The sequence below is a fragment of the Ideonella sp. P3_A4 genome (assembly GCF_056403075.1).
In genome coordinates, this window is the sequence record NZ_JBFUGE010000316.1 from 1 (window position 1) to 7,163 (window position 7,163).

A 7,163-nucleotide genomic window follows, 5' to 3' on the forward strand; every position below is an offset into this window, starting at 1 on the left:
ATCGCACAGCGGCTTCGAAAGACTCCTTTTCAGCCCCCCGAATTCAACGCATTGATCCGAGCGCTCGAACACGAGCGGGGGGCCGTGGACGACGCTCTTTGAACTTCAGGAGATCCGTATGAACGAAGATGACTTACCGCATCATTTTGCGCTTATCAAGGCGGGCCCTGACATGGGGTACGTAGTGGTCCCAGACACAATCAAGGTAAAGAAGAAAGCGAGGATCTTTTGGATCATTGATCCCGACCTCCCGGACGTGAAGTTCATTGGCTACGACGACGACTGCTTCTATCCAAGTGATTCATCGGCCGAAGTGTATTTCTCTGGCGTGAGGCGCCTCAACGAGCAGATGGTGATTGCAACGTTCAAGTGCGACACCGAGAAGAAAGACTTCAAATACAACCTGACAGTGTTCAATGGAGCCCTCAAGCATTTGATCGATCCCGTCATCCAGAATGACCCAACTGGTCCCCCGACCACTGATTAACTCAAAGACGGCAGTCCTGGCAGGGGAATGTGTTCGCGCGACGAGGTGATGAGCCATCTGCCGAACTCATCCCCACAGCGCCACCGCGGCGTCCTTCCGTGCTAGCCTGCCCGACCTGAGAACCGAACGCGGGCAGTTCAAGTATTCGGTCACTTTGGTGCATGAAGACAGGCAAGCGCTTTGTGGTTGGCTCGACCATCAGGAACGATTCGCCGATCTAGCGCGAAGCTCGCCTGCGGCGGCTAACAGCCATCAGAAAGCATGTAGCCAATCACACAGATCAGGTGATTGGCTTCAATGCAATGCAACGGGACTCAGAGCGGCAACGAGCAGCCCCTTTTGCCGCGAGCCGCCCTTTGCCTCAGCAAGCCGAGCTGAGCCGCGTGTAAATCACCGTCGTCCAGAAGCCTTCGCCAGGTGAGGTGCGCGGCCAGCTCTGGTTGTAGCCGGTCATCGTGTTGTCGTCGACGATGGTCAGGACATCGGCATAGGCCGCTGGGCCGCCCTGCTCGTAGCCGCGGCGCAGCACGACCCCGCCGGCCTCCTTCCACGTCCCGCGCATGACGCCCTCGACAGCGGTACCGTTCTTGCGGAAGCAGACGGTCGGGGCGTTGATGTACGCGCCGGTGACGAAGTCGTAGTGGGTGGTCTGCCACGAACCCGCCGGCGACGCTAGGACGCCTTGGGCCGACACGAGCGCGACGATGGCGGCTGCAAACTTGACATGGGTCTTCATAAGTCTCTCCTGCAATTGATGTGGATATGAACCGGCGCCAGCGTTCTGGCTCGCGCCGCCCGGAACCCGCTGCGGCGTGCCACGTTCGTGTTCCGTGCCGTCATCATTCCAAGCAGGAGAGATCCCGTCTGTCGCAAGAGCTTGCGACAGTGGGCGTGTCGGGTTCAGCGGACGAACAACGATGCACCCGCCGCGACCGACCGGTCGTTAGATCACGCAGGAACCCAGAGCTTGGGCAGTTGGCCCGGCAACGCGCGGAACACCGCGGACAACGCACCGCCGGTGACCAGCGCGGTCGCAGCTTCGATGTCGGGCGCCAGATAGCGATCGACCTCGATCGACGGGCATTTCGCACGCAGCAGCGCATGCGCCTGCTCCAGTGCCGCCGAGCTCTTCAGCGGACGCAGGAACTCGACGCCCTGCGCGGAAGCCAGCAGTTCGATGCCGATGATGTGCGCGACGTTCTGGATCATCGGTTGCAGCCGGCGCGCCGCGAAGGTGGCCATCGAGACGTGGTCTTCCTGGTTGGCCGAGGTCGGCAGGCTGTCGACGCTGGCCGGGTGCGCGAGGCTCTTGTTCTCGCTGGCCAGCGCGGCCGCCGTCACGTGGGCGATCATGAATCCGCTGTTCAGGCCGGCGTTGCTGGTCAGGAACGGCGGCAGGCGCGAGACGCCGGTGTCGATCAGCATCGCAATGCGGCGCTCGGCAATGGCGCCGACCTCGGCAATCGCGACCGCCATCGCATCGGCAGCCAGTGCCACCGGCTCGGCGTGGAAGTTGCCACCGCTGATCATCATCCCGTCGTCGGCGAAGACCAGCGGGTTGTCGGTGACGGCGTTGGCTTCGCGCACCAGCACCAGCGACGAATGGCGCAGCTGGTCCAGGCAGGCGCCGACCACCTGCGGCTGGCAGCGCAGGCAGTACGGGTCCTGCACCCGGTCGTCGCCTTCTTCATGGGACGCACGAATCGCGCTGCCCTTGAGCAGCGCGCGGTAGTACTGCGCCACGTCGATCTGGCCGGGCTGGCCACGCAGCTGGTGGATGCGCGGGTCGAACGGGCCGTCGCTGCCGCGGGCCGCATCGACAGTCAATGCACCGACGACCAGTGCCGACTCGAGCACCGGCTCAAAGCTCAAGAAGGCGTGCAGCGCGAGCGATGCGCTGGTCTGCGTGCCGTTGATCAGTGCCAGACCTTCCTTGGCTTCCAGCGTCAGCGGCTTGATACCGGCTTCGGCCAGCACCGGACCGGCCGGCACGCGCTTGCCACCCACCAGCATCTCGCCCTCGCCCAGCAGCGCCAGCGTCATGTGTGACAGCGGCGCCAGGTCGCCCGAAGCGCCGACCGAGCCCTGGCTCGGCACGTAAGGCGTCAGGCCGGCGTTGTAGGCGGCGATCAGTGTGTCAACCACCACCTGCCGCACACCCGAGGCGCCACGCGCCAGGCTGGCGGCCTTCAGCGCCAACATCAGACGCAGCACCGAAGGCGAGAGCGGCTCGCCGACGCCTACGGAGTGCGAGCGGATCAGGTTCAGCTGCAGCAGCGCCAGGTCAGTCGCGCTGATGCGCTGGTTGGCCAGCTTGCCGAAGCCGGTGTTGACGCCGTAGACCGGCGCGTCGCCGGCGGCCGCGGCCTGCACGATGGCGGCGCTGGCGGCGATGGCGGCCTTCGACGATTCGGCCAGCGCGATCTTCACGCCGCCGGTGTGGATGGCTTGCAGCTGTTCCAGCGTCAGTTGGCCGGGGGTCAGGGTGAGCATGGACATGATGGGGCGGTCCTCGGTTCTAAGATGGCTGGATGATGAAAACGTTTTTATCTGGCCTGGCGCTGGTCGGCGCCACAACCTTCGGATGGGCGGCCGACGTGCCGCCCTACAGCGCAGTCGCCGCGCCGGAATGGACGGCTTTGTTCGACGCGCCGTACGGCCTGAACGACGGCTGGAGCGGTGCCGACGGCGTCTACACCGTCCCGATGAATGGCGACGAGCGTTTCGGCAGCGGCGGCGCGACGAAGACGCTGATCCTGTTCTCGGACAGCTTCGTCGGCGGCGTGAACCCCGACGGCAGCCGCATCGGCGGCACGGTGATGGTCAACAACACCAGTGCGATGCTGACTGGTGCAACGCCCATCCCTTCGGCCTTGCAGTTCAACGTGCGGCGCGACGGCGCGGGCAAGGCCGTCTCGATGGTCTTGCCGACGCAGGCCGACCAGTGGTACTGGCCCGGCGACGCGCTGGTGTGGAAGGGCAAGGTGCGGATGTACGCGGCGCGCATGGCGCTCGGCGACGGCGGCGCCTTCAACTTCAAGCAGGTCGGCGTCGATCTGCTGACCACCTCGGCCAGCGACAGTGCGCCCTTCCTTGGTGTTTACAACCGGCTGAACCTGCCGCTGTTCGCGCCGCGCAACGGCAAGCTGGGCGAGATCGCCTTCGGCGTCGCGACGATGCCGCTGACCGTGCAGGCCGGCGCGCCGAACCCGGATGGCTTCCTCTACGTCTACGGCGTGCGCTCGGACGACTACAACAAGAAGCTGCTGGTCGCGCGTGTGCACCCCGACGCGATCACCAAGCCCGGCAGCTACCGCTTCTGGAACGGCACCACCTGGGTGACCGACATCAACGCCGCCGCACCGGTGGCCAACCGCATGGGCGCGGAGCTGAGCGTGACGCCGCTGCCCGACGGCCGCTTCATGGTCGTGCACCAATTGGACACCTTGAGCGGCACGGTGGCGGTGCGCTACGGCAGCTCGCCGGTCGGCCCCTTCGGCAAGCCGATTCCCGTCTGGCTTTGCCCCGAGGACAACCTGACGCCCAACACCTTCGTCTACGGCGCGAAGGCGCATCCGCATCTGTCGGCCCCGGGCGAGTTGCTGATCAGCTACCACGTCAATTCGTTCGACTTCTGGGAAAACTTCAGCGCCGGCGGCAAGGACATCTACCGCCCCCGCTTCATCAAGCTGCCGTTGTGACGACACCCGGCGCCGGGGTACCGGCGCCACCCTCCGAGAGGGTGCGCGGCCGCCTTGGGAGCGGCCCGGCGCCGGCCGCGATGCCGCCGCCGAGGTGACACCGCCGGGCGCCGGGTGCCTCATTTCACTTGACCATCGGCAGGTTCAAGCCCTGGGCCTTGGCGCAGGCCACCGCGTCTTCGTAGCCCGCATCAGCGTGGCGCATCACGCCGGTGCCTGGGTCGTTCCACAGCACGCGCTCGATGCGCTTGGCAGCCGCGTCGGTGCCGTCACAGACGATCACGACACCCGAATGCTGCGAGTAGCYCATGCCGACGCCGCCACCATGGTGCAGCGACACCCATGTCGCACCACCGGCGGTGTTCAGCAGCGCGTTGAGCAGCGGCCAGTCGGACACTGCGTCCGAGCCGTCCTTCATGCTTTCGGTTTCGCGGTTCGGGCTGGCGACCGAGCCTGAATCGAGGTGGTCGCGGCCGATCACGATCGGCGCCTTCAGTTCGCCCGACTTGACCATTTCGTTGAACGCCAGGCCGGCGCGGTGGCGCTCGCCCAGGCCGATCCAGCAGATGCGCGCCGGCAGGCCCTGGAAGGCAATGCGCTCACCGGCCATGTCGAGCCAACGGTGCAGGTGCTTGTCCTCGGGAAACAGCTCCTTCATCTTCGCGTCGGTCTTGCGGATGTCTTCCGGGTCACCGGACAGGGCGACCCAGCGGAACGGGCCCTTGCCTTGGCAGAACAGCGGCCGGATGTAGGCCGGCACGAAGCCCGGGAAGTCGAACGCGTTCTTCACGCCCTGGTCGAAAGCGACCTGGCGGATGTTGTTGCCGTAGTCGACGGTCGGGATACCCATCTGCTGGAAGGCCAGCATCGCTTGCACGTGCACAGCGCAGCCCTGCGCCGCTTCGTCGCGCAGCTTGGTGTGCTGCGAGGCATCGGCTTGTGCGGCTTTCCACTGGTCCACGCTCCAGCCCACCGGCAGGTAGCCGTTGACCAGGTCGTGGGCCGAGGTCTGGTCGGTCACCAGGTCGGGCTTGATGCTGCCGGCCTGGGCGCGCTTGACGAGCTCGGGCAGCACATCGGCCGCGTTGCCGAGCAGGCCGATCGAGATCGCCTTGCCTTCGGCGGTGTAGCGCTGGATGCGGGCCAGTGCGTCGTCCAGATCGGTGGCTTGTTCGTCGAGGTAGCGCGAGCGCAGGCGGAAGTCGATCCGCGACTGCTGGCATTCGATGTTCAGCGAGCAAGCGCCCGCAAACGTGGCGGCCAGCGGCTGTGCGCCACCCATGCCGCCCAGGCCGGCAGTGAGGATCCACTTGCCTTTGAGCGAGCCCCCGAAATGCTGGCGACCGGCTTCGACAAAGGTCTCGTAGGTGCCCTGCACGATGCCCTGGCTGCCGATGTAGATCCACGAGCCCGCCGTCATCTGGCCGTACATCATCAGGCCCTTGCGGTCGAGCTCGTGGAAGTGTTCCCAGGTGGCCCACTTCGGCACCAGGTTCGAGTTGGCCAGCAGCACACGCGGTGCATCGGCATGGGTGCGGAACACGCCGACCGGCTTGCCGCTCTGGATCAGCAGCGTCTCGTCTTCACCCAGCTTGCGCAGGCTTTCGAGGATGGTCTCGAAGCTGTCCCAGTCGCGTGCGGCTTTGCCGATGCCGCCATAAACCACCAGCGCATCAGGGTTCTCGGCCACCGCCGGGTCCAGGTTGTTCTGGATCATCCGGTAGGCGGCTTCGATCAGCCAGTTGCGGCAGTGCAGCGTGGTGCCGGTGGGCGCCTTCACGGGGCGGGCGGTGGCGCGGCGGGTGGGCTGGGACAGGTCGGTCATGGCGGGGCTCCTGGGCAGGCGGGCATGGCGGTGCAAGCACCAACTGGGGGCGAATCCTACTTGTCTAGACAAGTTTAGGCAAGTAGGATCTCGGCCCATGTCTTCCCCTGCCCCGGCGCCGCTCGCCAGCCTGGCGCCCTACGCGCAAGTCAAGCAATACCTCAAGGGCCGGCTGGCCGCCGGCGACTGGCCGCCTGGCGTGTTGATGCCCTCCGAGGCCGAGCTGGTCGCGCAGTTCGGGGTCAGCCGGATGACGGTCAACCGCGCGCTGCGCGAGCTGCAGGCCGAAGGGTTGATCGAGCGGGTGCAGGGTGTGGGCACCTTTGCGGCGCAGCTGCACAAGGTCTCATCAACCTTGACGCTGCGTGACCTGCACGAAGAGATCGCCGAGCGCGGCCACCACCATGAGGCCAAGGTCGTCGCGCAAGAAGAAGTTCGCGCTACCAACGGCCTGGCGGGCCAGTTGGGCCTGAAGCCCGGCTCGACGGTTTTTCACACGCTGATCGTGCACCTCGAAAACGGCGTGCCGCTGCAGTGCGAAGACCGCTACGTGAACCCGGCCTGCGCGCCGGACTATCTGGCGCAGGACTTCAAAAAGACCACACCGACGCACTACCTGTTCGAAGCCACCGCGCTGTGGCGTGCGCAGTATTCGATCGAAGCCGGGCGAGCAACGAAGGACGAGGCCAAGCTGTTGGGCATCGCCCCGACCGACCCCTGCCTGATCATCGTGCGCCGCACCTTCACCACCGACAGCGCGATCACGCTGGCCCGGCTGGTGCACCCCGGCACACGCTACGGGCTGGAAGGGCACTTCACACCATGACGATCCACATCATCGAGTTGGGCAGCGTCACGCCGCAACCCTGGCGCAACGGCGGTGGCGTCACCCGCGAGTTGCTGGCTTGGCCCGCCGGATCAGGCGCCGATTGGCTGGTACGCGTCAGCGTGGCCGACATCGACCGCGACGGGCCGTTTTCGCCCTTTCCCGGCGTGCAGCRCTGCTTCGCGGTGCTGGAAGGTGCCGGCGTGGTGCTCGATTTTTCCGGCGTCGAGCAAACCTTGACCACCGTGTCGGCACCACTCAGTTTCGATGGTGCCGCGGCCCCGGGCTGCCGCCTGATCAACGGCCCGACACGAGACCTGAACC

The 7,163-nt window shown here is 65.9% G+C and carries 7 protein-coding genes; 4 read left to right on the top strand and 3 right to left on the bottom strand.

The annotated features are described in order from the left end of the window. Positions 1-118: 118 nt before the first annotated feature. A complete protein-coding gene (locus AC1DYI_RS22540; RefSeq protein ID WP_477206374.1) occupies positions 119-487 on the top strand; it encodes a hypothetical protein in 369 nt (122 codons plus the stop codon). A gap of 361 nt (positions 488-848) precedes the next feature. Here AC1DYI_RS22540 and AC1DYI_RS22545 read toward each other — a convergent pair whose 3' ends face one another. Then, complete coding sequence (locus tag AC1DYI_RS22545) at positions 849-1,223, bottom strand: hypothetical protein (RefSeq protein ID WP_477206375.1); 375 nt, start codon at positions 1,221-1,223, stop codon at positions 849-851. Between the two features lie 212 nt (positions 1,224-1,435). Further along, the gene (gene hutH / locus AC1DYI_RS22550; protein ID WP_477206376.1) at positions 1,436-2,986 is read right to left on the bottom strand and encodes a histidine ammonia-lyase; all 1,551 of its coding nucleotides are present in this window, start codon (positions 2,984-2,986) and stop codon (positions 1,436-1,438) included. 35 nt (positions 2,987-3,021) lie between these two features. On the opposite strand from hutH, the gene AC1DYI_RS22555 reads away from it, so the two are divergent. Next, positions 3,022-4,188 carry a DUF4185 domain-containing protein gene (locus AC1DYI_RS22555; protein WP_477206377.1) on the top strand — a complete coding sequence of 389 codons (1,167 nt, stop codon included), beginning with the start codon at positions 3,022-3,024 and terminating at the stop codon, positions 4,186-4,188. A gap of 124 nt (positions 4,189-4,312) precedes the next feature. Here the strand turns inward: AC1DYI_RS22555 and hutU are convergent, their stop codons facing one another. Further along, a complete protein-coding gene (gene hutU / locus AC1DYI_RS22560; protein WP_477206378.1) occupies positions 4,313-6,013 on the bottom strand; it encodes a urocanate hydratase in 1,701 nt (566 codons plus the stop codon). Between the two features lie 97 nt (positions 6,014-6,110). Between hutU and hutC the strand changes: the two genes are divergently transcribed. Continuing rightward, entirely contained in the window at positions 6,111-6,839 is a 729-nt protein-coding gene (gene hutC, locus AC1DYI_RS22565) for a histidine utilization repressor (RefSeq protein WP_477206379.1), read from the top strand. Beyond that, the coding region (locus AC1DYI_RS22570; protein ID WP_477206380.1) for a HutD/Ves family protein at positions 6,836-7,163 on the top strand (328 nt) is incomplete at its 3' end. The genes hutC and AC1DYI_RS22570, both read left to right, overlap by 4 nt.

Bases quoted from the DNA above. Each gene is read 5' to 3' on its own strand.
- AC1DYI_RS22540 (WP_477206374.1), top strand. From the start codon at position 119: ATGAACGAAGATGACTTACCGCATCATTTTGCGCTTATCAAGGCGGGC.
- hutH (WP_477206376.1), bottom strand. From the start codon at position 2,986: ATGTCCATGCTCACCCTGACCCCCGGCCAACTGACGCTGGAACAGCTG.
- hutC (WP_477206379.1), top strand. From the start codon at position 6,111: ATGTCTTCCCCTGCCCCGGCGCCGCTCGCCAGCCTGGCGCCCTACGCG.
- AC1DYI_RS22555 (WP_477206377.1), top strand. From the start codon at position 3,022: ATGAAAACGTTTTTATCTGGCCTGGCGCTGGTCGGCGCCACAACCTTC.
- AC1DYI_RS22545 (WP_477206375.1), bottom strand. From the start codon at position 1,223: ATGAAGACCCATGTCAAGTTTGCAGCCGCCATCGTCGCGCTCGTGTCG.